Genomic DNA, 1165 nt, shown 5'->3' on the forward strand with positions numbered 1-1165 from the left:
ATCTTGAGCTGACCTTGCTCTGCCGCAGCCATTAATGGCGAAAAATCATCACTGTTTGTGCCATTAACATCTGCTCCGTTATCTAATAAAAGGCTAATAGATTCAATATCGTTATGCTCAATGGCCAGTAATAGTGGCGTCATCTTACTTTCAGCGCTTTGTAACTCAGTTTCAGCGCCATGTGAAAGCAATAAACTCACCATTGCCACATTGCTAGTGGCAACCGCATATAACAAAGGAGAGGTGCCACCATTATCTTTGATATTAATATCAGCGCCATGGTTGAGTAATAACGTGACTATATTTAGGTGCGATCGATTTGCCGCCCAGTTAAGTGCGGTATGGCCTGTTCTATCTTTTAAATCCACACTGGCACCTTGTTTAAGCAGTGTATTAACCACGTTTTCATGACCACTCAATGCCGCTAGCATTAATGCTGTTCGCCCTATTCTGTCTTTTGCTCTGGCATTTGGGCTTGCTCCTTGCTTGAGTAATGCTTTTACCGCTGGCTCGTCGCCAAATGCGGCTGCATGAAGTATTCCTTTGCGCTGTTGGTTAATGATCGCACGTGTTTTGACCTTATTTGCTGAAGCATCAACCGATGGTTTATTTGTCTGTACATCACTATTTTGTTCGGTTGGTTTAGTCTGTACTGGAGACGTATCAGCTGGAGTAGTCTCTATTGATTCAGCTGGAAAGCGTGGCGGATTTTGATATTGTTGATGTTGTGGGTAAGCCGAGTCTCCCTCGCCGCGGTAGCCAGGAAAACCTACATCTGCACCACTTTTGCGCTGGTTATCTATGATTGATGGCTCTTTTGATTGACTCTCTGGATTGTTGATTATGGGTTGAGCATCAGATACAACCTCCTTCCCACCACGATAATTGGGATCACCTTTGCCAAGCTTGGGCATATTTTTTTGGTAATCGTGACCCATTGCCGGTTTTTTCGCACTTTGTTTAGGCGCTGGCGGGGTTACTGCAGGGTTTGCTATAACTGGCGTTACTGGTGCAGCCGACGTTACTGCCGGAGTTGTGATAGCTGGCGTGACTGGCTCCGGCGTGGTTGCAGTAGCCGGTGGAATGGTAGTTGCCGGTTGAATTGGATCGCTGTTTTCTTCAGCGAATAACGAGTTAATCGCCGAGGATAAAATAATGGCCGAGA

1 protein-coding gene is annotated in these 1165 nt (G+C 45.8%); it reads right to left on the bottom strand.

The window, feature by feature from the left end; all coding sequences use genetic code 11:
* Positions 1–1165 (bottom strand): ankyrin repeat domain-containing protein (locus tag CXF78_RS01280; RefSeq protein ID WP_180957015.1); only part of this gene is annotated, 1165 nt, incomplete at both ends.

This window comes from Shewanella sp. 11B5 (assembly GCF_002836795.1).
Classification (GTDB): domain Bacteria; phylum Pseudomonadota; class Gammaproteobacteria; order Enterobacterales; family Shewanellaceae; genus Shewanella; species Shewanella frigidimarina.